26 protein-coding genes are annotated in these 24144 nt (G+C 69.1%); 17 read left to right on the forward strand and 9 right to left on the reverse strand.

What is annotated here, in order from left to right:
- Window positions 1-280 precede the first annotated feature (280 nt).
- The 7 genes from KUG43_RS15465 (at window position 281) to dcd (ending at window position 5551) form a co-directional block, all read left to right on the forward strand.
- Window positions 281-541: an AbrB/MazE/SpoVT family DNA-binding domain-containing protein gene (locus KUG43_RS15465; protein WP_216910546.1), complete on the forward strand. Its 261-nt coding sequence runs from the start codon at window positions 281-283 to the stop codon at window positions 539-541.
- On the forward strand, window positions 538-921 hold the full coding sequence (locus KUG43_RS15470; protein ID WP_216910547.1) for a type II toxin-antitoxin system PemK/MazF family toxin: 384 nt from the start codon (window positions 538-540) through the stop codon (window positions 919-921). The genes KUG43_RS15465 and KUG43_RS15470 overlap by 4 nt, the downstream gene beginning before the upstream one ends.
- 316 nt (window positions 922-1237) lie before the next feature.
- Window positions 1238-1531: a type II toxin-antitoxin system TacA family antitoxin gene (locus KUG43_RS15475; protein WP_216910548.1), complete on the forward strand. Its 294-nt coding sequence runs from the start codon at window positions 1238-1240 to the stop codon at window positions 1529-1531.
- A complete protein-coding gene (locus tag KUG43_RS15480) occupies window positions 1528-2028 on the forward strand; it encodes a GNAT family N-acetyltransferase (RefSeq protein WP_216910549.1) in 501 nt (166 codons plus the stop codon). Before KUG43_RS15475 ends, KUG43_RS15480 begins: the two co-directional genes overlap by 4 nt.
- 116 nt (window positions 2029-2144) lie before the next feature.
- Window positions 2145-3695 (forward strand): class I adenylate-forming enzyme family protein, encoded by a 1551-nt coding sequence (locus tag KUG43_RS15485; protein WP_216910550.1) that lies wholly within the window; start codon window positions 2145-2147, stop codon window positions 3693-3695.
- Window positions 3685-4992 (forward strand): hypothetical protein, encoded by a 1308-nt coding sequence (locus KUG43_RS15490; protein WP_216910551.1) that lies wholly within the window; start codon window positions 3685-3687, stop codon window positions 4990-4992. Before KUG43_RS15485 ends, KUG43_RS15490 begins: the two co-directional genes overlap by 11 nt.
- 34 nt (window positions 4993-5026) lie before the next feature.
- Window positions 5027-5551: a dCTP deaminase gene (gene dcd, locus KUG43_RS15495; protein WP_216910552.1), complete on the forward strand. Its 525-nt coding sequence runs from the start codon at window positions 5027-5029 to the stop codon at window positions 5549-5551.
- A gap of 33 nt (window positions 5552-5584) precedes the next feature.
- On the opposite strand, the gene ahr is transcribed toward dcd, so the two are convergent.
- The 3 genes from ahr to KUG43_RS15510 form a co-directional block, all read right to left on the reverse strand.
- Window positions 5585-6604, reverse strand: coding sequence for an NADPH-dependent aldehyde reductase Ahr (ahr, locus tag KUG43_RS15500; protein WP_216910554.1), 1020 nt, complete (start codon window positions 6602-6604; stop codon window positions 5585-5587).
- A gap of 150 nt (window positions 6605-6754) precedes the next feature.
- Complete coding sequence (locus tag KUG43_RS15505; RefSeq protein ID WP_216910580.1) at window positions 6755-7015, reverse strand: hypothetical protein; 261 nt, start codon at window positions 7013-7015, stop codon at window positions 6755-6757.
- Window positions 7016-7166: 151 nt separating this feature from the next.
- The gene (locus tag KUG43_RS15510; protein ID WP_216910556.1) at window positions 7167-7781 is read right to left on the reverse strand and encodes a rhodanese-like domain-containing protein; all 615 of its coding nucleotides are present in this window, start codon (window positions 7779-7781) and stop codon (window positions 7167-7169) included.
- A 132-nt stretch (window positions 7782-7913) separates the two neighbouring features.
- Between KUG43_RS15510 and KUG43_RS15515 the strand changes: the two genes are divergently transcribed.
- Window positions 7914-9374, forward strand: coding sequence for a polysaccharide deacetylase family protein (locus tag KUG43_RS15515; protein WP_216910558.1), 1461 nt, complete (start codon window positions 7914-7916; stop codon window positions 9372-9374).
- Between the two features lie 9 nt (window positions 9375-9383).
- Here the strand turns inward: KUG43_RS15515 and KUG43_RS15520 are convergent, their stop codons facing one another.
- Window positions 9384-10109 (reverse strand): GAF domain-containing protein, encoded by a 726-nt coding sequence (locus KUG43_RS15520; RefSeq protein WP_216910560.1) that lies wholly within the window; start codon window positions 10107-10109, stop codon window positions 9384-9386.
- A gap of 769 nt (window positions 10110-10878) precedes the next feature.
- On the opposite strand from KUG43_RS15520, the gene KUG43_RS15525 reads away from it, so the two are divergent.
- Together KUG43_RS15525 and KUG43_RS15530 are read left to right on the forward strand one after the other, a co-directional pair.
- Entirely contained in the window at window positions 10879-11550 is a 672-nt protein-coding gene (locus tag KUG43_RS15525) for a sensor histidine kinase (protein ID WP_216910562.1), read from the forward strand.
- A complete protein-coding gene (locus KUG43_RS15530) occupies window positions 11532-11900 on the forward strand; it encodes a response regulator (protein ID WP_216910564.1) in 369 nt (122 codons plus the stop codon). The genes KUG43_RS15525 and KUG43_RS15530 overlap by 19 nt, the downstream gene beginning before the upstream one ends.
- A gap of 9 nt (window positions 11901-11909) precedes the next feature.
- Here KUG43_RS15530 and KUG43_RS15535 read toward each other — a convergent pair whose 3' ends face one another.
- Both KUG43_RS15535 and KUG43_RS15540 read right to left on the reverse strand, forming a co-directional pair.
- Window positions 11910-12065, reverse strand: coding sequence for a hypothetical protein (locus KUG43_RS15535; RefSeq protein WP_216910583.1), 156 nt, complete (start codon window positions 12063-12065; stop codon window positions 11910-11912).
- A gap of 53 nt (window positions 12066-12118) precedes the next feature.
- A complete protein-coding gene (locus KUG43_RS15540) occupies window positions 12119-13456 on the reverse strand; it encodes a cation:proton antiporter (protein ID WP_216910565.1) in 1338 nt (445 codons plus the stop codon).
- 355 nt (window positions 13457-13811) lie between these two features.
- On the opposite strand from KUG43_RS15540, the gene KUG43_RS15545 reads away from it, so the two are divergent.
- From KUG43_RS15545 to KUG43_RS15555, 3 genes are read left to right on the forward strand one after another with little or no spacing between them, the layout of a single operon-like run.
- A complete protein-coding gene (locus tag KUG43_RS15545; RefSeq protein WP_353618056.1) occupies window positions 13812-14786 on the forward strand; it encodes an HAD family hydrolase in 975 nt (324 codons plus the stop codon).
- A gap of 51 nt (window positions 14787-14837) precedes the next feature.
- The gene (locus KUG43_RS15550) at window positions 14838-15305 is read left to right on the forward strand and encodes a hypothetical protein (RefSeq protein ID WP_216910567.1); all 468 of its coding nucleotides are present in this window, start codon (window positions 14838-14840) and stop codon (window positions 15303-15305) included.
- 11 nt (window positions 15306-15316) lie between these two features.
- Window positions 15317-16159, forward strand: coding sequence for a hypothetical protein (locus KUG43_RS15555; RefSeq protein ID WP_216910569.1), 843 nt, complete (start codon window positions 15317-15319; stop codon window positions 16157-16159).
- 174 nt (window positions 16160-16333) lie between these two features.
- Here the strand turns inward: KUG43_RS15555 and ygiD are convergent, their stop codons facing one another.
- The gene (ygiD, locus tag KUG43_RS15560) at window positions 16334-17125 is read right to left on the reverse strand and encodes a 4,5-DOPA-extradiol-dioxygenase (RefSeq protein WP_216910571.1); all 792 of its coding nucleotides are present in this window, start codon (window positions 17123-17125) and stop codon (window positions 16334-16336) included.
- A 63-nt stretch (window positions 17126-17188) separates the two neighbouring features.
- On the opposite strand from ygiD, the gene KUG43_RS15565 reads away from it, so the two are divergent.
- The 4 genes from KUG43_RS15565 to KUG43_RS15580 all read left to right on the forward strand — a co-directional run bounded on the left by KUG43_RS15565 (window position 17189) and on the right by KUG43_RS15580 (window position 22903).
- Window positions 17189-18418, forward strand: a complete 1230-nt coding sequence (locus KUG43_RS15565; RefSeq protein ID WP_216910573.1) for an FAD-binding domain-containing protein — start codon at window positions 17189-17191, stop codon at window positions 18416-18418.
- Window positions 18415-19947: a cryptochrome/photolyase family protein gene (locus KUG43_RS15570; protein WP_216910575.1), complete on the forward strand. Its 1533-nt coding sequence runs from the start codon at window positions 18415-18417 to the stop codon at window positions 19945-19947. The genes KUG43_RS15565 and KUG43_RS15570 overlap by 4 nt, the downstream gene beginning before the upstream one ends.
- Before the next feature lie 74 nt (window positions 19948-20021).
- Window positions 20022-20699, forward strand: a complete 678-nt coding sequence (locus KUG43_RS15575) for an AhpC/TSA family protein (protein ID WP_216910582.1) — start codon at window positions 20022-20024, stop codon at window positions 20697-20699.
- 5 nt (window positions 20700-20704) lie between these two features.
- The gene (locus KUG43_RS15580; RefSeq protein WP_216910577.1) at window positions 20705-22903 is read left to right on the forward strand and encodes an AAA family ATPase; all 2199 of its coding nucleotides are present in this window, start codon (window positions 20705-20707) and stop codon (window positions 22901-22903) included.
- 3 nt (window positions 22904-22906) lie between these two features.
- Here KUG43_RS15580 and KUG43_RS15585 read toward each other — a convergent pair whose 3' ends face one another.
- Both KUG43_RS15585 and KUG43_RS15590 read right to left on the reverse strand, forming a co-directional pair.
- Complete coding sequence (locus KUG43_RS15585; RefSeq protein WP_216910578.1) at window positions 22907-23098, reverse strand: hypothetical protein; 192 nt, start codon at window positions 23096-23098, stop codon at window positions 22907-22909.
- Window positions 23099-23537: 439 nt separating this feature from the next.
- Window positions 23538-23873 carry a hypothetical protein gene (locus KUG43_RS15590; RefSeq protein ID WP_216910579.1) on the reverse strand — a complete coding sequence of 112 codons (336 nt, stop codon included), beginning with the start codon at window positions 23871-23873 and terminating at the stop codon, window positions 23538-23540.
- Window positions 23874-24144: the final 271 nt, after the last annotated feature.

The raw sequence follows: 24144 nt of genomic DNA on the forward strand, positions 1-24144 counted from the left end.
TGTCGTGGCCATCGCCATAGGCGGTGATGCCGTTGAAGGTGAACCCGGCCCACCATGCGCTTCCCAGGATCCGGCGGGCCACGTCCTGCGCCGGGGCCGGGCTGGCGGCTGCCGGGAGACCGGGCCAGGTTTGGTTTTGGGCGGCCCGGTAGGCCATCGCCCCTGGTTGGATCCTTTCTGGCGTGGGCTTGCTGCGGCTACGGCCAACCCGGCTCTGGGTGTGGGTGTGCCGCCCCATCGACCCGAAGTGTCTATCCTTTTGTTTATACGCCTGAGTCCCATGGCTGCCACCCCTTCCCGCCAGGCCCTGCGCCGCTGGGGCAACAGCCTTGGCATCCGCTTGCCCGCCTCCATTGCCCGTGAGGCTCAGCTTCAGGTGGATCAGGCCGTGGAACTCTCCGTTGTGGAGGGGGGCGTGATGATCCGGCCGGTGCAGCGTCGCCTTTCCCTGGCCGAACGGCTGGCGGCCTACGTGCCCATGGCTGGCGAACCCACCGAGGCCATGGCCTTCCGTTCGGTTGGGGCTGAGGTCGTCGAGTGAGTCCCCGCCGTGCCGTCCAAGGCTGGGTGCCCGATCGCGGCGATGTGATCTGGATCGACCAAAACCCCCAGGTCGGCCGCGAGATGAAGGATCACCATCCCTTTGCGGTGCTCTCCACCGCTTCCTTCCACACCACCGTGGGCCTGGTCGTCGGTTGTGCGATGACTTCAGCCCCCTCCAACCGTGGCTCCACCCTTGCTGTGGATCTGGGTCCCATTCCCGATCGGCCCGACACCCACAGCTACGTGCTGTGCCAGCAACTCAAATCGTTCGACTGGCGCGCCAGGGGCGCTCGCCCGCATCCGATCGGGCGACTGAACGACTCCCAGCTGGAGGAGGTGATGGCGATTGTGGGGCAGATCCTTGGGTTTGTCGTCTGAGCCATGGGACGCCAGTTGACGCTCGATCGAAGACCTGGCCGGCAGCTTTGATTTTTGAGTGCTGGGCCTTGCGGCCGATCGTTCGGATGGGCACGCGGCTCAGCATCCGCTTCAACCGCTCTCAGTCACGTGCTGCGCTGGGGCCCATGCGCATCCGCTCGGCGATGAACGCGCCCAGGCGCTCGTAGGTGGCAGAGGGAAGAAGCCTCGCCGCGATGCCATGCCCTTAGCCAAGCCTTGCGGGACGCCTCCTCACCGCTTGCGTGCGTCGTTTGTACTAACGTTGTCCAGCTGTTCAAGTGGGAGAGGGTTCGCCATGGCTGCCATCGGAGCTTCGCCTCCTGCGCGCTCAGCCCGGCTCGGCCTGCGCGCCACGCCGGAACAGGAAGCTGTGCTGCGCCGTGCCGCCGAGGTGACCCACAAGTCGCTCACCGACTTCATCCTCGACAGCGCCTGTCTCGCTGCAGAGCAGACGCTCCTTGATCAGCGTCTGTTCATGGTCTCGGGCTCCCAGGCCCAGGCCCTGATTGCTCTGCTGGACCGCCCCGCACAGGCCAATGAGGGTCTGCGTGATCTGTTCGCCAGGCAGGCCCCCTGGGACGCCGAGTGACCTGGCGGCCGCCGGAGCCGCTGGCCGCCCAGCACCGGCTGGAAGGCTTTGACTGCGGCAGGCCCACACTGAATCACTGGCTACTGCACCACGCCCGCCAGGCACAGACCAGTGGCTCGGCCAGAACGTTCGTCGTCGCCGACGAGGAGAACCGCGTGGCCGCCTATTTCAGCCTCACCGTGGGCCAGGTCGACACGGTGGAGGCGCCAGAGCGCATCCGCCAGGGCATGGGGCGATTTCCGCTGCCCTTGGTCATCCTGGCCAGGCTCGCGGTGTCACGGGAGAACCAGGGACGTGGCCTCGGTGTCGGGATGCTGCAGGACGCCATCCATCGGACGTTGGTCATCGCTGAGCAGGCCGGAATTCGGGCGATCCTGACCCATCCCATCGACGAAGACGCGGCACGCTTTTACACCCGGTTCGGATTCACTGCATCGCCGCTGCGCCAGCAGCAACTGCTTCTGCTGCTCAAGGACGCGAGGAAGTTCCTGCGCTGAGCCTCTTTCCCATCATCCGCAGGACCACGTCACTCAGGCGCCTGCCTTCGACGCTGGACTTCCGGCATGCAGGCGTCCCCAAACCGCTGCCAGAGTGGGCGGGCTTACGGCATTCCATGCCCCACCAAGGCCCGCCCCTGGCCCCACTCGTCGACCTGACCCTCCTCCTGGAGGCCGGCCTGGGGCGTGACGCGGCGGCACCGGCGCTGCAGGATCTCACCCACAGCATCAGCTGGGCCGAGCTCGATCGGCAGGTGGAGCAGCTGGCCAGGGCCTACCAGCGGCTGGGCCTGCGGCGGGGTGATCGGCTCGCCTCCCTGATCCCCAACCGGGTGGAGCTGGTCGTCCATTACCTGGCCGGGCTGCGCAGCGGCCTGGTGCTCACCCCGCTCAACTACCGCTACGTGCCGCCGGAGATCGACCATTCGCTGACGGTGAGCGGCGCCGCGGCCCTGGTGTTCCACGGCGAACGGCTGGCCGATGTGCAGGCCAGCGCCGTGGCGGGCAGGTTGCCCCTTGGCTGCCACCGCATCGACGATCCCTCCGGTTTCGAGCCCCTGCTGGCCGCAGCACCCGCCGGCGGTGAGGCCCCGCCCTGGCCCGATCTGGCCGCCGACGAGCCCTGCGTCCTCTTCTTCACCTCCGGCAGCACCGGCCGGCCGAAGGGCGTGACCCACAGCCGCGCCAGCTTCTCCGCCGTGCTCACCTCCTTCATCCAGGCCAGCGAACTCCAGGCCGGCGAGGAGGTGCTGGCCGGCAGCTCCCTGGCCCACATCGCCTCCTGCGCCCTTGTCCTGGCTGCCCTGGCCGCCGGCGCCTCCGCGGCGATCGCCAGCCGCATTGATGCGGCCACCGTGGAAACCCTGCTGCGGCGCCACCGGCCCTCGCTGCTGCTGATGCTGCCCGCCGCCCTGTTCGAGCTGCTGCGGGATGACCGGCTCCAGCCGACCGATTTGGGCTCGGTGCGCCTCTGCATCAGCGGCGGCGACAAGGTGCCCCACCAGCTGCAGGAGGAGTTCCGCCGGGCCGCCGGCTTCGGGATCGACGAATGCTTCGGCATGAGCGAGATCGGCTACGCCACCCTGGCGCCCCCGTCGGGCCCGAACCGGATCGGCTCCGTCGGCCGGCTCTGCCCGGGGTTCAGCGCCAGCCTGCGCGACGAGGACGGCAACGAGGTGGCCCCGGGTGAGCAGGGACGCCTCTGGATCCAGGCGCCCTCCCGGATGCTGGGCTACTGGGACAACCCCGAAGCCACGGCCGAGACGATCCATCAGGGCTGGCTGGACAGCGGCGATGAGATGCGGGTCGATGCCGACGGCTACTTCTGGTTCTGCGGCCGCCGCAAGCAGATCATCGTCCACGACAGCTCCAACATCTGCCCCCAGGAGGTGGAGGAGGCGCTCTCGGAGCATCCGGCCGTGGATCTGGTGGGGGTGATCGGCATCCAGGACCCGGTGCACGGCGAGAACGTGCGGGCCTACGTCACCCTCCGCCCCGATCAGCCCGCCCCCAGCGAAGCCGAACTGATCACCTTCGCCCGGGCCCGGGTGGGGTACAAGGCGCCGGAGGAGATCCGCGTGCTGCCTGAGCTGCCGCTCACCCCCGTGGGCAAGACCGACCGGCTGGCCCTGCGGCAGTTGGCGGCGGATGGGCTGCATGCCGGTTGAGGCCACCCTGCTCGCCTGGATCGGCAACCGCGGGCGCCGCTGCAGCGTCGGCGAGGTGGCTGCGGGCACCGGCCTGTCCCTGCAGGAGGTGGAGCCGGGGCTGCTGGCCCTGGTGGCCGACGTGTCCGGTCGCCTGCAGGTGGCCGAGGACGGCACCCTGCTGTTCGTCTTCCCTCCGGCGCTCCGGATGCGGCTGCTGGCCCTCAGCGGCCGCCGGCGCCTGCAGGCCCGGCTGCAGGCGGCCCTGCGCCTGGCCGCCCGCCTGATCCGGCTCAGCTTCGGGCTGGTGCTGCTGCTGGTCACCACCCTGGTGGTGCTGATCCTGTCGGTGCTGCTGATCGTGCGGCTGTTCACCAGCGACGACGGCGACGATGCCGGCCTGGCGTTGCTGCAGGGGCTGGCCCAGGTGCCCCTCTCGATCCTGGATCTGCTCGTCTCCGGCATTCGGGCCCCGGCGCGCCAGGGCTCCGCCTCCGTCACGCCGCAGCAGCTGTGGAGCCTGCTCTGGGACCTGCCCGGCGAGGGCGCCGATCCGGCCTCCCTGGGCTTCCTCAGCGCCGTGTTCTCGATCCTGTTCGGTGATGGCGATCCCAATGCCCGCTTCGAGCCGCAGCGCTGGCGCCGCATCGGCGCCTTCCTGCGCCAGCGCGGTGGCGTGGTGATCGCCGAGGACCTGGCTCCGCTGCTCGATCTGCCCGACTGCCCCTCCGATCCCGACCGCCGCCGTGACCTCGCCGATGCCGCCATGCTGCCGGTGCTGCTGCGCTTCGACGGCCGCCCCGAGGTGAGTGAGGACGGGGACCTGATCTATGGCTTCCCCTCCCTGCCCGCCAGAGCGGCCGGCGTGGATGGGCCGGTGCCGCCCCTGCGCGAACGGGCCTTTCGCTTCAGCCGGGCCGGAGCCGGGCAACGGCTCGCCTATGGCCTCACCGCCGGGGCCCTGCTGGTGCTCGCGCCGTGGCTGCTGGCGATCACGCCCGCCTGGCTGCCGCCTGTGGCCTGGCTGGCGCGGTTCGCCATCGGCTACGCCCTGTTGCTGCTGCTTCTGCCCCTGGCCCGCCTGCCGCTGCAGCACTGGCGCAACCGTGCCATCGCCGCCCGCAATCGGCGCCGCCAGGCCTGGGCCCAGGCGGCCCGCAACGCCGATCCCCAGCTGAAGCGCCGCCGTGCCGCCGCCCGCCGACTGGGCGCCACAGAGGCCGGCCGGCCGGCGCCGCGCGTCGTGTACGACAGCGGCCGCGATCTGCTGGTGCAGTCCATCGACGACCTGGACGCTGGGCCCCGTCCGACCGCCTGAGACAATCCACCCTCGCCCGTGCCCAGCCAAAGACATGTCCGTTCTCGGCAGAGAGGCGATCCTGCAGGCGATCGAGCGCGGCGCCATCACGGTCACGCCCTTCGACCCCGAGCGGCTGGGCCCCGCCTCCCTCGACCTCACCCTCGCCAGCACCTTTCGCGTCTTCCGCAAGGTGCACGAGGTGATCGAGGTGCGCGAGCACACCGACTACCGGACGCTCACCGAGAAGATCGTGGTGCCCCAGGGCGAGCACATCCTGATCATGCCGGGCGAGACGGTGCTCGGCATCACCCAGGAGCGGCTGCGCCTGGGGCCCGGCCTGTGCGGCTGGCTGGAGGGCCGCAGCCGTTTTGCGCGGCTGGGCCTGATGGTGCACATCAGCGCCCCCTTCATGGGGCCGGGGATCGACAGCCAGCAGGTGCTGGAGATGAGCAACTTCGGTCCCGCTCCGCTCGCCGTGCATCCCGGCACCGCGATCTGCCAGTTCGTGTTCCAGAAGCTGCTGGGCAGCGAGAGTTACGCCGGCTGCTTCGCCGGCCAGACGGAGGATTCGTTCTGAGCCTCCCCGGCTTGGGATGCTGGCAGGTGGGCCTCACCCCAGGTCGTTGATCAGCACGACGCGGTAGCGGGCTTGGCCGGAGCGGAGATGATCCAGAGCTTCATTCGCCTTCGACATGGGGAAGAACTCCGTGGTGGGCGCGATGCCGTGGCGACAGCTGAACTGCAGCATCTTGTCGGTGGTGGATGGGCTCCCCAGGGGTGAACCGGAGAGGCTTTTCTGCCCGAGAATCATCGGGAAAGCGGCCAGGGCGATCGGTTCAGGGACGGCCCCCACGGTGTGCAGCCGGCCCTTGGGTTTGAGGGCGGCGATGTAGGTGTTCCAGTCGAGGTTGGCGTTGGTGGTGTTGAGGATGAAGTCGAAGCTGCTCGCCGCCCCTGCCAGTTCTTCGGCATTGCGGGAGTTCAAGGTGCGATGGGCGCCCAGCTGGAGCGCTTCCTCCCGTTTCGAGTCGCTGGTGGTGAAGGCGGTGACGTCGCATCCCCAGGCCCGCAGAAACTTCAGGGCCATGTGACCCAGGCCGCCGATCCCGATCACCGCCACGCTGTCGGTGGGTTGGATGCCGAGCTCCACGATCGGGTTGAAGACGGTGATCCCTCCGCAGAGCAGGGGGCCGGCCTTCTCCGTGTCCAGCCCATCCGGCAAGGGCGTCACCCAGGTCCACTGGGCCCGCACCCGCGTGGCGAAGCCTCCGTGGCGCCCGACGATGGTGGCCTCGGCCTTGAGGCAGAGGTTCTGGTTGCCGGAGAGGCATTGGTCGCAGGCGCCACAGCTGCCGGAAAACCAGCCCAGACCAACCCGGTCGCCGATGCTCAGACGCTTCGTGTGCTCCCCGAGGGCGACCACCCGGCCGATCACTTCATGGCCGGGAACAAACGGATAGGCGGTCATGCCCCACTCGTTGTCGAGCATGGAGAGATCGCTATGGCAGATGCCGCAGCTCTCGACGGCGATCTCCACCTCTTCGCTGCCCAGCGGGCCGGGGGTGTAGGCAAAGGGTTGGAGCGGTTGCCCGGCACCGGGGGCAGCAAGGGCCTGGATCGGTGCGGTCATGGGATCTGCGGGCATGGAAACCTCGGGCATGGGATGGCTCCGATGCCTCAAGGGGCTGACCGTGCCGATCGGATGCAGGGGCGATCCTAGGCAGAGCGGTCCATCCCTGTCTGCCTCACCCTTGACGTGACCCCCATCCAGCCTGGCGCCTCAGAAAATCCCCAGCGTCTTCTTCTTGCAGTAGCCCGCCCCGATGTTCATCCATCCCGACAGACAGGGCTTTCCGTAGGTGGGCCGTACTTGGTAGTAAATGGGCGAGTTGCAATGCTGCTTCAGATCATTCACATAGCCCAGCGGGCATTGGTCGTTGCCCGGCAGTTTGGGAATACGCTTCTGTGCCACGGCTGGGTCCGGGCTCAGCAGCGGAAGGGCCACAAGCACGGCTGCCAGATGGAGGAGTGGTTTCTGCATCTGGTGTTGCCTTAAGTGTTTCAACCCTAGGAGTCGGTTGCCGGTGGCGCCGTTGGACCGGACGGCGGCCTCACCTGTAACCAGCTGGATTTGGCTCAGATCTTTCATCGCCTGCATCGGATGTGGGGCCGATCGGCTTCGTGGGACTGGTTCAGTTTCTTGGAGCCTCCTCTCCTCCATTGGGGAGCTCCTTCGAGACGACGGGCTCGTAGCCGCGGGGCAGCAGGTTCCAATCGGCGTTGAAGACGTGCACCCGGCGGGTGGCCTTGCCTCTGGCTTCGAACGAAAGGCCGGCATGGGCCCAGGCCAGCGCACTGCCCGCCAGGTTGCGCACCTCAAACCCCCGGACCCTGAGCTCCCGGGTGAAGATCCCGCTGCGCAGGCCAATGGTGCAGTACGGAACCACAACCCAGGAGCGGTAGCGGACGCTGTTGCGCTCAAAGTCCTCCTTCGTGATCGCCCCCGGCAGCATCGAGACGCGCCGTTCGTGCGGCTCGCGCACATCGACCAGCACCGCCGGCCGGTCCTTGGGCCGCGCCAGCCACTCGGCCACGGACATCTCCGGTTGGCCGGGAAACAGGAGACGCTTCATGCCCCCGTAGCGGCGCCCCACCTCCGCCGCCAGTTCGCTGTCGGTGGCGCCCGCTGCCGGCCCCCCGCGGCCCACGCCGATCCCGTGCAGCGCCAGCCCGCCCACGGCGAGGATGGCTGTGGCGGCCAGGGCTGCGGCCCCCCGCCAACGCCGGAACAGGCCTGGGGGTGTCATGGCCTGGGTTCTCCTGGCACCGGCAACGTCATGGACCCAGCCTGGCGCAGGGATGGCGACAGCCGTGTTTCCCCCTGGCCCGCAGACTGATCCCGCACGACCTGCCCAGCGCGCGGGCACCCCACCCCAGCCATGACCGACCCTGCCCTGCCGCCGATCGCCGGTTCAGAAGCGGAGATCCTTGCCCTGGTGCAGCAGCCCGGCCCGGTGTTTCTGCCCCGCACCAACCTCAGGCTGGAGGAGATCCGTTCCGGGTTTGCCTGCGCGCTTCACATGCACCAGCCCACGATTCCGGCCGGGGCGCATGGCGAGCTGATCTCCCATCTGCAGTACATGTTCGAGAACCAGGGTGAAGGTGATAACCACAACGCCGAACCCTTTGCCCAGTGCTACCGGCGCCTGGTCGACCTCCTTCCCCAGCTGATCGGGGAGGGCTGCAATCCCCGGATCATGCTGGATTATTCGGGCAATCTGCTCTGGGGCCTGGAGCAGATGGGCCGGCGCGATGTGCTTGATGCCCTCAAGCAGCTCGCCTGCGATCCCGCCCTCCAGCCCCATGTGGAGTGGCTCGGCACCTTCTGGAGCCACGCCGTGGCCCCCTCCACCCCCATCCCCGATCTGAAGCTGCAGATCCTGGCCTGGCAGCACCAGTTTGCCGCCATGTTTGGCCGGGGCGCCCTGGCGCGGGTGAAGGGATTTTCGCCACCGGAAATGCACCTGCCCAACCATCCCGACACGCTGTTTGAGTTCGTCAAGGCCCTCAAGGAATGTGGTTATCGCTGGCTGCTGGTGCAGGAGCACAGCGTCGAAAACCTTGATGGCACCAGCCTGTCTCACCAGCAGAAATACCTTCCCAACCAGCTGGTGGCGCGCAACTCCAGCGGCGCCGAGGTGTCGATCACGGTGTTGATCAAGACCCAGGGATCCGACACCAAGCTGGTGGGCCAGATGCAGCCCTGCTACGAAGCCCTCGGTCTTGGCCGCCAGGTACTGGGAGCCACCACGGTGCCATCGCTGGTGTCGCAGATTGCCGATGGCGAGAACGGCGGCGTGATGATGAATGAGTTCCCGTCCGCCTTCCTCCAGGCCCATCACGCCATCGCCGCCAAGGGGAGTGAGCAGGCCACGGTGGCGATCAACGGCACGGAGTATCTCGAGCTGCTCGAGGCTGCCGGTGTGGCAGCCAGCGAATTCCCGACGATTCAGGCGGTGCAACAGCACAAGCTCTGGCAGCAGCTGGACGGCTCACCCACCCCCTCACCCGAGGCCACCACAGCGGCCATCGCCCAGCTCCAGGCCAGCGATCCCACCTTCTCGATGGCCGGCGCCTCCTGGACCAACGACCTCAGCTGGGTGGAGGGCTACGCCAATGTCCTGGAGCCGATGAACCAGCTCAGCGCCCACTTCCACCAGCTGTTCGACCCCCTGGTGGCCCAGGATCCCGGCGTCACCCGAACCCCTCGCTATCAACGGGCCTTGCTTCACCTGCTGCTGCTGGAAACCAGCTGCTTCCGCTACTGGGGCCAGGGCACCTGGACCGATTACGCCTGTGAGATCCACCGGCGCGGGGAGGCGGCGATCGGCCACACCTAGCCGGTGCGATCAGCGCGGATCGTCCTGCCCTGACGTTTCCCTGCCGAGCGCCGCCACTTCCGGGAAGTATTTCGCCATACAGGCATCGCAGACGCCATGGGAGAACTCCACGTTGTCGTGGCTCTTGATGAAGGCCTCAACCGTCCCCCAGTAGCCCTGATCGTTGCGGATGCCCTTGCAGTAGGAGCAGATCGGGATCAGCTGCTCCATCACGTCGATGCGCTGCAAGGCGCCGGCGAGCTGATCAGAGACACGTTTCAGTTCCAGCTGCAGCACCACCTGATGGGCCAGGGTCTCAAGCGATCGGATCTGCAGGGAGCTGAGGTCCCGGGGGCGGCGATCGATGACGCAGAGGGATCCGATCCGGGCCCCTGACGGTGTGCTTAGCGGCACCCCGGCGTAGAAGACGATGTTGGGTTCGCTGCAGACCAGCGCGTTATCCCGGAAGCGTTCATCCTCTCGGGCGTCCTTCACCACCAGAGTCTGGTCGCCGAGGATGGCGTGGGCACAGAAGGACACATCGCGGCTTGTTTCACTGACATCAAGGCCCACCTTGGATTTGAACCATTGACGATCGGCATCCACCAGGCTGATCAGGGCGATGGGCACATCGCATAGCTGGGCGGCCAGAAAGGTGATGTCGTCGTACGACTGCTCCGTGTCCGTATCCAGGATGCGGTAGTCCTTCAGGGCCTCCAGGCGGGCCGCTTCGCGGGGAGCCACGTTCGCGGGCATGGGCAGCCTGATCACCTGATCAAACGTTCGCAGGCTGCCGCGACGGACTTGAAGGCGGTTCACATCTCCTCATCCCCCCGTCGCCTGGTGCCCGGCCCAGCGGCGATCAGGTGGCCGCCGCTGTAGGCAGGACACAGGCCGCGCAACGAGGTTTTCTGGCTGACTGGAGTCGCCAGCGCATTCGCCGCGAGAGCATTGTGCTGGCCGCGACGATCTTCGCCGTGGCGGCGGTGGCGCTCAGCTTCAACGATTGGAGCGCCACCCGATGGCTGCGCCACCAGGTGCGAGAAAATCTGCGCCAGCTGGTGACCATCGCCGCCAGCCAGATGGACCCCAGCGTCGTCGCCACCATCAGCCGGCCCGAGCAGACAGGCACTCCGGACTATCGCCGCGCCAGCGCGCCCCTGCTGAAGCTGCGCCGGCTCGTGCCTGAGATCTATGACGCCTACGTGTTCATCGTCACGCCCGAAGGCCTCCGCTTCACGATCGACAGCACCTACTACATCCAGAACCCGAGTGCCCCCGCCAGCGCCGTCAGTGTCGGCGACCTCTCTACCGCTCCGTCGGTCGACACGCTTGAGGCCGCCCGCACTGGCCTCACCACCGTCAGCACCAAGCCCTACACGGACGCCTTCGGATCCTTCATGAGTGGTTTTGCTGCCATCCGCCACAACGACGGCGAGCTGGTGGGTTTTTTGGAATCGACTTCTCGCTCGCCCAGCTGCAGCGCAAGGAGTTCCCGCTGCTACTCACCTACCTGCTGGGCCTGGTGCTGGCCACCGAACTCTCCGCCCAGCAACGGGAGTGCCTCGACATCGCCCAAAGCTCGGGGGAGGCCCTGCTCAGCCTGCTCAATGAAATCCTCGATTCCACCAAGATCGAGTCCGGCAGCCTGCAGCTCGACCTGGCCCCGTGCCAGTTGCGCCCGCTCCTGGAGGACACCGTCGCCACCTGTTCGAGCCTGGCCCTGGCCGAGGCGCTCCAACTGTCGTTGCTGATCGGCCCGGAGGTTCCCCAGTCCATCCGCACCGATGCCATCCGCCTGCGCCTGATCCTGCTCAACCTGATCGGCAACGCCATCAAGTTCACCGACGCCGGCAGCGTCGTTGTCTCCATTGAGGCGGCGGCCGGTTCAGCCCCTGCGCTGGGGGCAGGCGCGACCAGCCTGTCGTTCTGCGTCACAGACACCGGTGTCGGCATCGCTGCCGATCAGATCGGACTGCTGTTCCAACCCTTCCGTCAGCTCACCACCAACGCCAACGCGCCCCATGCCGGCACCGGCCTGGGTCTGGCCATCAGCCAGCAGCTCGTGGCGGCCCTTGGCGGCACGATCGAGGTGGAGCGCACCCTCGGCCGCGGCAGTGTGTTCCGTTTCCACCTGCCGGTGGAAGTGGTGGCCGCCGGCCCCTGCGCATCCTGGTGGTGGATGACAGTGCCGTGAACCGGCGCCTCTGCGAGCTGATGCTGCGGCGTCTCGGCTATGGGCCGGAGTTCGCCGTCGATGGCCAGGAGGCGCTGGAACGGCAGCAGCTCCTCGACCCGGATCTGATCCTGATGGATGTGCCGATGCCCCGGCCCGATGGGCTGGAAGCCACCCGCCGCATCCGTGCCGCCACCGGACGGCCGCTGCGGCCCTGGATCGTGGCCGTCACTGCTTTCAGCTCCGCCGAGGAGCGGCAGGCGGCGTTGCAGGCGGGCATGAATGACGTGCTCGCCAAGCCGCTCAAGGCCGAGGCCCTCCAGGCCAGCCTTGTGGCCGCCCATGCCCGCTGCCGCCCATCCTCCCCCTAGGGGTCTGCTTCAGGGCAGGGTGAAGCCGGAGGTGTTCAGGTGCTTGAGGTCGAGCATCACCACCGTGACCCAGACCAGCAGGGCCAGGCCGCCCAGCGAGCCGATCACGGCCACCAGGCCCACGATCACCGACCTGGAGGAACCGCTGTCGTTTGGCACGGGCACGGAGCAAGCTTGGGCCACTTTCCCATGGCCCGGCCAGGGCCGCGCCGGGGTCCTCATCCGACTGCCTCTGCCCCCTCACCGGCATCAGCCAGCACCAGGCGCAGCAGCACCGGCGCCAGGAAGGTGGTGCCCATCACCATCAGCAGGATCGCCGCCTCCAGCGACGGCCCCAGCACCCCGGTCTGGGTGCCCAGCCCCAGAAAGATCAGGCCCACCTCGCCGCGGGGCATCATCCCCAGACCCACCGCCAGCCGGTTGGTGGGCCCGCTGCTGAGGTAGCTCCAGCCGGCCGCCACCTTGCTGACCACGGCGGCCGCCAGTAGGAAACCCGCCATCACCAGCCCCTCGTGGTTGGCGGCGTTGAAGGGATTGAGCACCGACAGATCCATGCCGCTGCCGATCAGCACGAAGAAGAAGGTGGCGAACAGGGCCACCAGGGGCTTCACCGCGTCCTCGATGGCGTGACGGTGCCGCGAGGCGCTCAGGATCAGGCCACCGGCGAAGGCCCCCAGAGCCGCCTCCAGCCCGAAGGCCTGGGCGGCGAAGCAGGACAGCGACAGCACCAGGAAGGCGGCCACCACCACCTCGCCGGGGGCCCGCAGGCGATCGAGCAGCCAGTCGAAGAAGGGGGCGGCAGTGCGGCTGAGGAACAGGGCCACCACCACGAACACCGCGGCCGCCGCGATCAGCTTCAGGATCGGCCCGAGGCTGAAGCCCTCGCCGCCCGCCAGCGCCACCACCACGGCCAGGATGACGATGCCGAGGATGTCGTCGAGCACGGCGGCCCCGATCACCGTCTGTCCCTCGCGGGTACGCAGGAACTTCAGCTCCCCCAGCACGCTGGCGGTGATGCCGATGCTGGTGGCGGTCATGGCGGCCCCGGCGAAGATCGCCGGCAGCAGCGGCACGCCGAACAGAAACTGCAGGCCGAAGGTGCCCAGGGCGAAGGGCAGCACCACCCCGGTGAGCGCCACCGTGATCGCCTGTCCCCCCACCGCCATCAGTTCATCCAGTTCGCTCTCCAGGCCGGTGAGGAACAGCAGGGCCAGCAGGCCGATCTTGGCCACCGCCTGCAGGTTGGTGAAGCTGTGGTCGTAGAGCTCCTGCACCTGTTCCGGCCCCACGTGGGCCAGGGCGGCGATCGCGCCCTCGGCGACGGCGTTGAGCTGGCCGCCCAGCTCCGGGGCCAGGATCAGATGCAGCCCCGAAACGCCGATCAGCACCCCCGCCACCAGCTCGCCGAGGATGGCCGGCAGGCGGAAGCGCACCATCAGCTCCGCCAGGGCCCGGGCGGCGAACAGGATCACGATGAAACGGCCCACCTCGATCAGGGTCTCGGCCGCTTCGATCTGGTGGCCCCCGGTCGCTAGCAGCAGGGAGGACATGTCCATGGCGGGCGGGCTGGAGCGATCGCGGAATCCTTTCACCCCCTTGCGGGGATCGGGCTGGGGATCAGCGGATCGGGATCAGCGGATCGAGATCCCCGGCCCCGACAGACTCAAGGCTCAGCCGGGCCAGCAGACTGCAGCGATGGCAAGGTTCAGGCGCTCAACGCGGCAGCGGCTCCGGGGTCGGCTCCGGCCTGGTGAGGTACCGCCGGAGGGCAGGCCGTGGATCTCCTGGGGCGTCGTCGTGGCGATCGGCCTGCTGCTGGCCGGGGTGCCGATGCTTTTCTTCAACCAGAAGCACTCCGGCGATCCGCTCAAGATCCGCCGGGAACTGCGCAAGTTCTGAGCCTGACGCCCCGTGACCCTGTCCCTCCGCCGCCGCTGGTTCCTGCTCCTGCTGGGGGGCCTGGTCGCTGCGACCCTGCTGGCCGGCATGGCGAGCTGGGCCGGCGCCATCTCCCCGCCGGCCGATCCGCTGCCCTCCTGGAATCCGGGAGCGGCCCGGGACGGCATCGTCAGTTTCGTCCGCCAGACCACGGACCCCGGCAGCCCCCGGTACGTGCCGCCCGAAGAGCGCATCGCCACCTTTGACCAGGACGGCACCCTCTGGGTGGAACAGCCGGTCTACCCGCAGGTGCGTTTCATCCTCGAGCGGGTGCCCGGGGTGGTGACCACCAGAGCCGAACTCGAGAAGCTCGCCGCCACCGCCCTCAGCGGCATGCCCCTGGAGACCTTCCGCGCCGATGTGCGCCAGTGGCTGGCCACGGCCCGCCATCCCCGCTGGCAGCGCCCCTACACCGCGCTCACCTACCAGCCGATGCAGGAGCTGCTCCGCTATCTGCGCGCCAACGGCTACAAGACCTACATCGTCACCGGTGGCGGCCAGGACTTCGTGCGCGTCTACGCCGAGGAGCTGTATGGCATCCCGCCTGAGCAGGTGATCGGCAGTGCCGGCGCCACCCGCTACGGCTACGACAGCAGCGGCCGGCCCGTCCTGACCAAGGAGCCCCGGCTGCTGCTCAACGACAACGACGCCGCCAAGCCGGAAGGCATCCAGCTGATGATCGGCCGGCGGCCCACCGCCGCCTTCGGCAACTCCAGCGGTGACCGGCAGATGCTGGAGTACACCAAGGCCGGCGACGGGCCGCGACTGGCGATGGTGGTGCTTCACGATGACGCCCGCCGCGAGTATGCCTACGGCCCCGCCAGGGGTCTGCCGGACACCCAGGTGGGCAGCTTCACCCCGGCGCTGGACGACGAAGCCACCAGGCAGGGCTGGATCGTGATCAGCATGAAGAACGATTGGAGGCGCCTCTTTTCCTTCGACCGCTGACGGCCCAGGTGCCCACTGCGGCCTAGGGTCGAAATCAGTTGATCTGCCGCCATGAAAGCTCTGGCCGTCTCCCTGCTGAGCGCCTCGCTCGCCTTCGGTGTTGGTTCCGCCGCCGAGGCCCAGCAGCGCTGCACCTTCCTGCAGCCGATCGGGGGCAACGGCACCACTCCAATCGTCTCCAAGCGGGTCGGCCGAGACAAGCTGATCGGCAGGGACAACTGGAACACCGACTTCATCGTCGATCGTCCCTACAGCAGCTTCAAGTTCTTCTTCACGGCCAATTCCTCCGACGCCGGTGCGAAATATCCTGTGAGCGGCTTCATGAAGTTCAGTGATGGCACCAATCTGCAGGTGATCAATGAGGTCATGAATCCACCGATCGGCACCGGTCGCATGTTCGGCCCCTTCCCCGCCATTCCGGGCAAGCAGGCCAGCCAGATGAACTTCAAGGTGGGCGCCAGCAGCGACCCCGGCGCCCTGGGCTTCAGCTACCGGATCTCGGTCCAGGGCTGCCAGTAGGGCTCAATCCGATGCTGCTCGCCCTGTTGCTGGCCCTTTCGCCACCGCCCGGTCGGGTGATCAGCAACGGGCCGGTGGTGGCCGTCCTGGAGGACCGCCGCCAGCCCAAGCCCGATGGCATGGATGAGGTCCAGCCTGTGGCCACCGTCCGGGTGGAGGGGAAGGTGGTCGGTCAGCTGATGGGGGCGCTGCGGATCGGCCCCGGCAGCATCGATTCGGTGCTGCAGGTGGTGGAGATGGATCCCGCCAACCCCTACCCGGAAGTGCTGCTCTCCTCGTTCACCGGCGGCGCCCACTGCTGCAACGACACCCGCGTGCTCACCAGCAGCCCCGACGGCCGCCGCTGGTTCGAGGTGCGCGGCGATCCGGTGAACGGTGGGCCCAATGGCGCCAGCGACCCGCTCGGCAACGGCCGCTTCCTGCTGGTGGACGTGGACAACCGCTTCCTCTATCGGTTCGCCAGCTACGCCGGCAGCAGCGCCCCCAGCCAGATCTGGCAGCTGAACGGCCCTCGCTTCGTCGACATCAGCCATCGCCCCCAGGTGCTGCCGCTGCACCGGCGCCGGTTGCAGGAGATGGAGAGCTGGTTCCGGGAGCCGGCCGATCAGCGCAGCGAGGCCAACGGCTTCCTGGCCGCCTGGCTGGCCACCAAGGCGCTGGTGGGGGAATTCGACAGCGGCTGGAAGCGGATGCTGGGCCTCTACGACCGCCGCTCCGACTGGGGGCTGACCGCCTGCGAGGCCGGCTACAACGCCAAGGGCGACTGCCGGCGGCCGGAACAGCGCTATGCCAGCTATCCCGACGCGCTGCGGGTCTTTCTGAGCCGCACCGGTTACCTCCCGGCGGCGCCCTGACTCAGCCCTGACTCAGCCCAGGAAGGTCATGGTCAGGCTCACCAGGGCCAGGCCGGTGAGGCCGGTGGCGGTCAGCAGTCCGATGGATCGGTGCACGGGCGTCTCCCTCATGGGCCAAAATGTAGAGCAATCCTTAAGATACGCAATCGCTCCGGCCTGGCCCGCAGCAATCCGTCATGGAACGCCGCTGCCGCCACCACCGCCAACCTGAAGCGAGCGCATCGAGATGGCGCCGAGGGTCACCTCGGCGTTGAAGAAAGCCAGGGGCTCGCCGGGATCCCGCACCCCCAGCACGTACAGCAGCGGCAGGTAGTGCTCCAGCGACGGCAGGGCAAGGGCCGCCTCGGGTCCCAGGGCGAGGGGATCGAGCAGGTCCTCCAGGGAGCCGGAGCTGATCCGCTCGGCCAGCAGCTGATCGAAGGCCTCGGCCCAGCCGTGGGCCCCCTCCCCCCAGAGGATCCGCCCCAGGTTGTGGACAAGGTTGCCACTGCCGAGCACCAGCACCCCCTCCTGGCGCAGGGGCCGCAGGCGCCGGGCCAGCTCCAGGTGCTCGCGGGGGCTGCGGCGCCGGTCGAGGCTGAGCTGCAGCACGGGCAGATCGGCCGCCGGCCGCATGGGCCGCAGCACCGACCAGGTGCCGTGGTCGAGGCCCCAGCCGTGGTCGAGGGCGATCTCCGGGACCAGCTGCTGCAGGCGTTCCGCCAGAGCCGGGGATCCGGGCGCGGGGTAATCGATCGCGAAGAGCTCGGCAGGGAAGCCGCGGAAGTCGTGGATCGTGCGCGGCCGCTCCATGGCCGTGACCTGCACCCCCTGGGTTTCCCAGTGGGCCGAGACGCAGAGGATCGCCTGCGGGCGCGGCAGGGCGGCGAAGCAGGCGGCCCAGGTGCGGGTGAAGCGGTTGGCTTCGATCGCGTTCATCGGGCTGCCATGGCCGATGAACAGGGCGGGGGTGGGGGCCTGGATCACGGGGACTGGCCTCGCGGCGGTGGGTCTGCCTTTGCCACCCTGGTCCCTCCTCTGGCAACACCGATGGCGGCTGCCGTCACCATCGCCCTGGCCCTGGAGGGCCAGCTGCGCCTCGATGACCAGCCCGCCCTGCACCAGGCCGTGGCGCTGGCCCGACAGCGCCGCGCCCGCCTGCTGGTGCTGGCCTGCCGGCCCGAGGGCCAGCGGCTGCGGGGCCCCCACCAGCGGCAGCTGGAGGCCCAGGCTCTTGCCTCATTGCACGCCCGCCTGGCGGCGGCGGGGATTCCCCTGCTGGCCTTTCCGCAGCACATCACGGCGGCCGCCCTCGCCGAGCTGCGCCCGATGGTGCAGCCCGAGGCGGTGCTGCAGGCGCAGGAGAGCCGCCTGTTCGGCACCTGGCCGGTGGCGGCCGAGCGCTTCCCCTCGGTGTTCAGCCAATTCCGGCGCGGCCTGGAGCGCGACCCGGAACCGCCCCTGCCCCCACCGGATCTCGCCGGCCTGGGGGACGCCTGGGACGACCTCCCTCGGTCCTGGCTGGTGCCGCCCGCCGCCCCGCCGGCCGCTGCCGCGGCCGACCCCCGCAGCGCCTTCTCCTTCCCCGGCGATGAGTCCGCGGCCCTGGCCCGGCTGCAGCACTACCTGTTCGCCTCCGATGGCCTGCGCCACTACAAGGCCACCCGCAATGGGCTGGTGGGGACGGAGTTCTCCGCCAAGGTCTCCCCCTTCCTGGGGGTGGGCTCGCTGTCGGTGCGGCGGATCTGGCAGGAGGTTCTCCGCTACCAGGAGCTCCACGGTGCTGATGAAGGTTCGGAATGGATGCAACAGGAACTGCTCTGGCGCGAGTTCTTCCTCTGGTCGGAGCAGCGCCACGGCGACGCCTTCCATGCGCCCGGCGGCCTCCAGAACCGCACACCCGACTGGGTGGAAGACCGGGAGCGCTTCGTCCGCTGGACCCGCGGCGACGCCGGCCATCCCCTGATCGATGCCCAGCTCAGCGAACTGCTGGCCACCGGCTACCTCTCCAACCGGGGGCGCCAGTGGGTGGCCTCCCACTTCGTCAACGAGCTGAGGCTGCCCTGGATCTGGGGCGCGCGCTTCTTCGAGTGGGCCCTGATCGATGCCCACCCGGCCCTGAACACGGGCAACTGGGCCTACCTGGCCGGCGTCGGCTCCGACCCGCGCAGCTTCGGCGGCAGCCCTCGCCGCTTCGATCTGGAGCGCCAGGTGCGCCTCTACGACCCCGGGCAGACCCACCGCCAGCGCTGGAGCCGACCCGCCAGCCTCCCCTTGTGACCCTCACCCTGATCTTCGGCGACCAGCTCCACCCCGACTGGCTCAGCCCCTCACCCCTGCAGCTCGCCCCCGGCCAGCGGGTGCTGATGATCGAGGACCTGGCCGTGGCCTCCACCTGGCGGTACCACCGCCTGCGGCTGCTGCACACCTTCGTGGCCATGCGCAGCTTCCGCGATGCCCTGCTGGAGAGGGGTGTGGCGGTGCGCTATGTCGAGCTGCCCGAGTCGGAGGGGGTGCCGTTCTGGCAGCGGTTGGCGGCCGAGCTGGGAGACGGGCGCGAGCTACGGGTGGCCGAGGTCGCCGACAGGGTCTTCGAGGCGCGGCTGCAGCGCTTCTGCGCCGAGCAGGGGGTCCGGCTCAGCGTGCTGCCTTCGCCGGCCTTCCTGGAATCGGTGGCCGAGAGCCGGAGCTGGTTCGAGGGCCGCCGCCGCCCGTTCATGAAGACCTTTTACGAGCGCCAGCGGCGCCGCCTCGGCCTGCTGCTCGAGCCCGATGGCTCCCCCACCGGCGGCCGCTGGAGCTTCGATGTGGAGAACCGCCGCAAGTTGCCCAAGAGCTACGTGGAGCCGTCCCTGCCGGCGGTGCCGGCCAGCCCCCACGAGCCGGAGGTGCGGGCGTTGATCACCCGCCATTTCCCCGACCACCCTGGGGAGCTGGGGCCGCTGTGGGTTCCCTTCGATCAGGCCGGGGCGGCGGCCTGGTTGCAGCGCTTCCTGACGGAGCGGCTCGACGGCTTCGGGCCGTTTGAGGACGCCCTCAGCCAGCAACACGCCACCCTGCACCATTCCCTGCTTTCGCCCCTGCTGAACATTGGCCTGCTGACGCCGGCGGCGGTGATCGCCGCCACCCTGGAGCACGCCCAGCGCCGGCAGGAAGGTGGCCAGCCGGTGCCGATCGCCTCGCTGGAGGGGTTCCTGCGCCAGGTGATCGGCTGGCGCGAGTTCGTGCGCGGCATCGACCGGGTGCACGGTGAGCGCCAGGCCAGCGCCAACTTCTGGAACCACCACCGCCGCCTCGCCCCCTGCTGGGAGGACGGCAGCAGCGGCCTGCCGCCCCTGGACGCGGCGATCGAGCGCGTCAACCGGCTTGGCTACAACCACCACATCGAGCGGCTGATGGTGATCAGCAACCTGATGCTGCTGTGTGAGATCCACCCGCACGAGGTGCACCGCTGGTTCATGGAGCGCTACCTGGACTCCTACGAATGGGTGATGGGCCCGAACGTGTACGGCATGGGCCAGATGAGCGATGGGGGCCTGTTCGCCACCAAGCCCTACATCGGCGGCTCCAACTACATCCTCAAGATGGGCGACTACAAAAAGGGCCCCTGGTGCGAGATCTGGGACGGCCTCTACTGGCGCTTCATCGACCGCCACCGCGCCTTCTTCCAGGCCAATCCCCGCCTTTCGATGATGGTGCGGATGCTGGAGAAGATGGACCCCAAGCGGCACCAGGCACTGCAGCTGGCCGCCGAGGGGTTCCTGGCCCGCGCCACCATGGTCGGGCCCGGACCCACCCCCTGCCCGTGACCGCCTCCGCCGCCGCTGCTGCCCGGCCGCCCGCCCCCGCCCTGCTGCTGGAGCGGCTGGCGGCGGTGCAGGGCATGGGCCGTGGCCGGCGGCGGCTGGTGGTGCTGCTCAGCCAGCTGGGCGACTTCGACAGTCTCGAGTACGCCCAGGCCCTGGTGCCGGCGCTGCCGCAGCTGGAGGCCGCCGGCATCGCCGTGCTGGCGATCGGCATCGGCGACGGGACGGGCCGCGAGCGCTTCTGCGGCTTTACCGGCTTCCCCAGCGAGCGGCTGCAGGTGGACGCTGCGCCGGATCTGCACCGCGACCTGGGCCTCTACGAGGGGCTGAAGCAGGCCGGCGGGCCCTGGCCGAACCTGCTGCTGATGTGCGCCGGCATCGGTTCCCCCGGCACCCTGGCGGAGGTGCTGCGCGGCTACACCGGCGATCGCAGCGCCCCCCAGCGCATCGCCGACGACGAGACGATCCAGGCGGGGCCCCTGCCGCCGATCCGGGGCTCGTTCTTCGCACGGGCCGGTGGCCGCGGCTTCCAGCGCCCCTTCGAGCTGGCCACCGTGCGGCTGCGCAACATGGCCGAGGTGCTGGGCCACTGGCGCACCTACGTCCCCCGCGACGACTTCCTCACCCAGCGCGGCGGCACCTATCTGCTGGAGGCTGACGACACCCTCCTTTACAGCCACCGCGACCCCGGCATCCTCGGCTTCTCGGCCACCATGGCCCGGCCACTCAGCTTCCTGGATCCGTACCTGGGCTGAGGTCGATGACCCGATTGCGCTGCCACCTCCTGATCGGCCCCCCCGCCAGCGGCAAGACCACCTTGGCCCGGGCCCTGGCGCCCCTGCTCAGCGGGCCCGGTGAGCCACCGGCCGTGGTGCTCTCCACCGACGCGATCCGCGCCGAGGTGTTTGGCGATGCGGCGGTGCAGGGGCCCTGGAGCGCCATTGAGCAGGTGCTGCACCAGCGGATCCGCTCGGCCGTGGCCGCTGGCCGCCCGGTGATCGTCGATGCCACCCATGCCCGGCGGCCCTGGCGGCTGGCCCTCACCCAGGCGCTGGCCTTGCCGGCGCCGGTGGAGTGGATCGGCTGGTGGCTGTTCACCCCCCTGGCCACCTGCCTGGAGTGGAACCAGCGCCGTCAGCGCCTGGTGCCCGAGCCGTTGATCAAGGAGCTGGCGGCGGCCCTGGCCGATCCGCATTTCGGCCCCAGCCGGGCCGAGGGCTTCGCCGCCGTGGTGGCGATGGTGCCCACCCACCACGCGTCCCTGGAGCCGGTGCTGGCCGAGGAGCTGGCCCGGCTCGACCAGCGCATCCGCTCGGCCACCAACCGGGAGCGGCAGGTGCAGCGCCATGGCTACTCCCGCCTCCTCGATCTGGAGCGCCTCCTCTATCTGCTGCGTCTGCTGAGCCGCTATCCGGACCTGGCCACCACCGATCCCGTCACCGCCGCCGAGCTGGAGGCGATCGTGTCGCCGCTGCCCGAGGGTGACCTGGCGGATCGGGCGGCGGCCCTGCTGCGGCGGCTGCATGGGGAGTGCTACGGCGATGCGGCGGCCCTGCGGGCCGACCTGGCCTGGCTGGAGCGGCAGGGGTTCACCTGTGCCCACCCCGTCGAGGCCCCGATCCAGCTGGCCCCGCTGCCGGCCGCGGCAGGCGGGGTGAACGGGGGGCTGCCTCCCCTGGGGGACGGGCCGGTGTTCGCGCGGGTGTTCACCCTTCTGCGCCATGTGCTGCAGCAGCCGTTCGACCGGGAGGACGGCAGCGACCTGCCCGGCCACCTGATCGAGGCGATGGAGGAGATCCCCGGCGCCTACCTGCCGGGGGAGGCCGCCACCCTGCGCAAGGACCTGGAGAAGCTGCTGACGCCCTATGGCTTCCGGGTGCGCAACGACAACGTGCGCCACGGCTATGCCCTGGGCACGGCGCTGCTGTCGGCGCCGCGGCTGCGCGAGATCCACGGGGTGGTGAGCCAGGCGGCCGGCCGCCTGGGGGACCCCTCGGCCCAGGATCTGCTGATCGAACTGGAGCAGCGGCTGCGCTGGGGCGGGATCAGTCCCGAGGCGATGCCGTCGGTGCGCACCTACGCCAACCATTCGGTGGTGGACGCCGCCCTGGTGCGGCCGGATTCGCTGGCCGCTGACCGCCATGGCTACCGGCAGGCGGAGGCGATCGATACAGCGATCCTCGAGCACCGGCGCGTGGTGCTGGAGCGCTACGCCTCGGGTGTCAGCTTCCCCGACAGCCCGGTGGGGGAGCTGCGGGTCTGGCCGCTGCAGCTGATCTTCCACACCATCGGCTGGTACTTGCTCTATGAGGAGGATGCCGTCGGCCAGCCCCACGGGCTGATTCGCACCGAGCGGTTGGATCGCCTGGCCCTGCGCCGCAGTGAGAGCCGCAACCGCCGCAGCGACGAGGTCCACCAGCAGGCCGTGGAGCGGGCCGGGCGGCTGCTGCACCTCAGCGGCGGCATCGACTGCGGTGACGACCTCGGCGAGCAACTGGCCCTTGCCGGCGCCTCGGCCAAGACCCGGTCCCGCCACCTGGTGACCCTGCGCTTCTCGTGTGAGGACTGGGCCTTCGCCTTCATCCGCGAAGGCGTGCTGCGCTTCCCGATCGAGCACACCCGCTTCTCCAAGCCCCTGCCGGGCGACAGCTGGTGGCGACACCCCAAAGCGCCCCATCGGCTGGCACCCAACCCCGCCGGCGACAGCCACCCCTACCCGGTGGAGTTCGACCTGCCCCCCTGGACGCTGCGGCGGGACGTGGACCTGCGCACCTGGCTGCTGGGCTTCGCTGGTGGCGTCCGCATCGAGGCGCCGGAGGCCCTGCGCGAGGAGCACCAGGACAAGGCCCGCGCCGTACTGGCCGCCTATGGAACGGCTGCGGCGGAGCACCGGGCTGGGCCGGAGCCGGAGGAGAAGCCGCCGGTGCGCTTCTTCCCCAACCGCTTGCGGCGCGGTTGATCGTCAGGCCCACTTGAGCAGGGGCTTCAACGCGGCGGCCGGCCCGCGCCCGAGCTCGAACAGGGGCCCATCGCCTTCGATGACCTCGCCGTCGTGCAGGCAGATCCGGAAAAGGGCATCCCCCATGGAATCCACCACGATGCAGTGGCGAGCCCGCTCGCTGACGATCGGCAAAAAACCGGCGAACCACTCCATGGTGGCCCTGATCTGGAGGGCGGCTCTTTCGTTGTCGTCGTAGAAGCCGCCGTAGGCCAGGCGCAGAAACAGGCTGCACCAAGGTGCCGCGCTGGTAGTAGAGGGCGTGACTGTTCATGCCATGGCCCCAGAAGCCCACGTTGATATAGCCCAGGGGGGCCTCGCTGAGAAAGGAATCGATCGTGCTCTGGAGCAGGTAGGGCGGCTCCGCCGTCTGGGCCGTGCTGAAGAGGGTCTGCTCCTGCCAGTGGAGGGGCTGATCAGTGGGCAACAGGGTGCTTGGCAGAGGTCTTCCCATGCGCTCGTCGTAGAAGGCGAGGAGGGTTTCGAGCGTTGGCTCCATCGGCAGGTCTGCGGCGGGATCCATCCTCACCAGGTCTCGAAGATCGGTGCCACTTTCCCTGCGAAGGACCAGCCAATGCTTCAGGCTAGGCCTCGCTCAGCGCAGCAGGAACACCGCCAGCAGGCCCCAAACCAGGCCGAGCACATGCATGGCGAGGGGGACGGGCTCGTGTGGCGGGTAGGACGCCAGCAGGCGCGTGCGGCAGAGCTCCTGCTGGGCAAGGAACAGGGCGCACACCAGGGCCAGCAGATAGACCAGCAGCACCCCGAGGTGTTCGAGGCTTTCCGCGATGGCGCCGGGCCCCGGCCCGATCAGGTGCCGGGCGAGGTGGAAGATCTGGCCGGGCAGCTCGGCGCTGAGCATGAACACGAAGAACAGGGCCACCCCTTGGCGCCCCAGGCGGGCGATCTGCGCGGCAGACGGGTGCGCCATCGTTTCGTAGCAGGGGTTGCTGAAGTCTGACCCTGGCTGCAGGTGGAGGCGGCGATCCAGATGCCGATGAGAGCGGAAAAGGTATAAAATCAGCTCACAACGGATGTGGGTTTCGACCCGGTCAAGAGCGAGGCCAACCTGGCCAAGCACGGCATCGATTTCGTCGAGGCTCAAGTGGGGTTGCCCCGGTTTCGTGGACAGGTCGATAGGAGTCACGCCATGACCCTCAGACTGTCCATCAATGAACAACCCGACCAAGACAAGGCGCCGG

This window comes from Synechococcus sp. CCY 0621 (genome assembly GCF_019038465.1).
In the GTDB taxonomy this organism is placed as follows: domain Bacteria; phylum Cyanobacteriota; class Cyanobacteriia; order PCC-6307; family Cyanobiaceae; genus Cyanobium.

Bases quoted from the DNA above. Each gene is read 5' to 3' on its own strand.
- KUG43_RS15465 (WP_216910546.1), top strand. From the start codon at position 281: ATGGCTGCCACCCCTTCCCGCCAGGCCCTGCGCCGCTGGGGCAACAGC.
- KUG43_RS15475 (WP_216910548.1), top strand. From the start codon at position 1,238: ATGGCTGCCATCGGAGCTTCGCCTCCTGCGCGCTCAGCCCGGCTCGGC.
- KUG43_RS15485 (WP_216910550.1), top strand. From the start codon at position 2,145: ATGCCCCACCAAGGCCCGCCCCTGGCCCCACTCGTCGACCTGACCCTC.
- KUG43_RS15490 (WP_216910551.1), top strand. From the start codon at position 3,685: ATGCCGGTTGAGGCCACCCTGCTCGCCTGGATCGGCAACCGCGGGCGC.
- dcd (WP_216910552.1), top strand. From the start codon at position 5,027: ATGTCCGTTCTCGGCAGAGAGGCGATCCTGCAGGCGATCGAGCGCGGC.
- ahr (WP_216910554.1), bottom strand. From the start codon at position 6,604: ATGACCGCACCGATCCAGGCCCTTGCTGCCCCCGGTGCCGGGCAACCG.
- KUG43_RS15505 (WP_216910580.1), bottom strand. From the start codon at position 7,015: ATGCAGAAACCACTCCTCCATCTGGCAGCCGTGCTTGTGGCCCTTCCG.
- KUG43_RS15510 (WP_216910556.1), bottom strand. From the start codon at position 7,781: ATGACACCCCCAGGCCTGTTCCGGCGTTGGCGGGGGGCCGCAGCCCTG.
- KUG43_RS15515 (WP_216910558.1), top strand. From the start codon at position 7,914: ATGACCGACCCTGCCCTGCCGCCGATCGCCGGTTCAGAAGCGGAGATC.
- KUG43_RS15520 (WP_216910560.1), bottom strand. From the start codon at position 10,109: ATGCCCGCGAACGTGGCTCCCCGCGAAGCGGCCCGCCTGGAGGCCCTG.
- KUG43_RS15540 (WP_216910565.1), bottom strand. From the start codon at position 13,456: ATGGACATGTCCTCCCTGCTGCTAGCGACCGGGGGCCACCAGATCGAA.
- KUG43_RS15550 (WP_216910567.1), top strand. From the start codon at position 14,838: ATGAAAGCTCTGGCCGTCTCCCTGCTGAGCGCCTCGCTCGCCTTCGGT.
- KUG43_RS15555 (WP_216910569.1), top strand. From the start codon at position 15,317: ATGCTGCTCGCCCTGTTGCTGGCCCTTTCGCCACCGCCCGGTCGGGTG.
- KUG43_RS15565 (WP_216910573.1), top strand. From the start codon at position 17,189: ATGGCGGCTGCCGTCACCATCGCCCTGGCCCTGGAGGGCCAGCTGCGC.
- KUG43_RS15575 (WP_216910582.1), top strand. From the start codon at position 20,022: ATGGGCCGTGGCCGGCGGCGGCTGGTGGTGCTGCTCAGCCAGCTGGGC.
- KUG43_RS15580 (WP_216910577.1), top strand. From the start codon at position 20,705: ATGACCCGATTGCGCTGCCACCTCCTGATCGGCCCCCCCGCCAGCGGC.
- KUG43_RS15585 (WP_216910578.1), bottom strand. From the start codon at position 23,098: ATGGAGTGGTTCGCCGGTTTTTTGCCGATCGTCAGCGAGCGGGCTCGC.
- KUG43_RS15590 (WP_216910579.1), bottom strand. From the start codon at position 23,873: ATGGCGCACCCGTCTGCCGCGCAGATCGCCCGCCTGGGGCGCCAAGGG.